Source organism: Burkholderia sp. IT-111MI5 (assembly GCF_949752865.1).
GTDB classification, from domain to species: Bacteria; Pseudomonadota; Gammaproteobacteria; order Burkholderiales; family Burkholderiaceae; genus Burkholderia; species Burkholderia pyrrocinia_C.
This window is the reverse complement of sequence record NZ_CATKIF010000047.1, coordinates 1-894: the sequence shown is the minus strand read 5'-3', so window position 1 is coordinate 894 and position 894 is coordinate 1. Positions and strand designations below refer to the sequence as shown.

The window sequence follows — 894 nt, the reverse complement described above, 5'->3', positions numbered from 1 at the left end:
GGGCGTGGTGCCGGTCACGTGGCAGCAGGTGCTGCTCGAGTGGCAGCGCGACTGGGCGCGCCGCGAGAGCTACGACGCGGTGATGGCGATCGCGAAGGAGCATTCGGGCGCGTACGGGATGGGCGTCGATTACGCGTACACGATGGTCCACAAGGCGGCCGAGCGTACGCTGACGCCGCACGAGTCGATCCCGCCCGTGCCGGCGAAGTAACCGCAGGCAGTCGCGACTGTCGATGCTGATGCGGCGTGTTTCGTGCGAACACGCGGCATCGGCAATATGAAATCGCGGGCGGCGTACGTGGTCGATTCACGGATGCCGCCCGCAGCGTGTTTGCCAGGACGTACGACCTGCATTCCAACCTGTCCGAGAAATTGATCGTATGGAACCTTATCTGGTTTCCCTTGGTGCGGGCTTGCTGATTGGTGTCATTTACAGCGCAATCAAGGTGCGCTCGCCGGCACCGCCGCTGATTGCGCTTGTCGGGTTGCTCGGCATGTTGATCGGCGTGCAGGCCATCCCCACCGTCAAACAGCTTTTTGGCTTCTGATCGAAACGAGGTGACGTATATGACCGCAACCGAGTCCCAACCGGATCTGATCCTTCACAACGGAAGGTTCACGACCCTCGACCGCGCAAACCCCACCGCGACGGCGGTGGCGATAGCCGCCGGCCGCTTCGTTGCGGTCGGCAATGAAGCGGATGTCATGCGGCTCGCCGGGCGCGCGACGAAGGTCGTCGACCTCGAAGGCCGCGCCGTGCTGCCGGGCCTGATCGACAACCACTGCCACGTGATTCGCGGTGGCCTGAACTACAACATGGAACTGCGCTGGGACGGTGTGCCGTCGCTCGCAGTCGCGATGGACATGCTCAAGCGGCAGGTCGCGATCACGCCA

2 protein-coding genes and 1 pseudogene are annotated in these 894 nt (G+C 63.6%); all 3 read left to right on the top strand.

Annotated elements, in window-relative coordinates:
- Positions 1–211 (top strand): annotated as a pseudogene (locus ACM6JT_RS27135) (hydrolase); the annotation flags it as partial.
- Positions 212–380: 169 nt separating this feature from the next.
- A complete protein-coding gene (locus tag ACM6JT_RS27130) occupies positions 381–548 on the top strand; it encodes a DUF1427 family protein (protein ID WP_175747820.1) in 168 nt (55 codons plus the stop codon).
- A gap of 19 nt (positions 549–567) precedes the next feature.
- On the top strand, positions 568–894 hold a 327-nt coding region (locus ACM6JT_RS27125; RefSeq protein ID WP_414857663.1), incomplete at its 3' end, for an amidohydrolase family protein.

Excerpts from the sequence above, each read along its gene's own strand:
- ACM6JT_RS27130 (WP_175747820.1), top strand. The coding sequence starts at position 381 with ATGGAACCTTATCTGGTTTCCCTTGGTGCGGGCTTGCTGATTGGTGTC.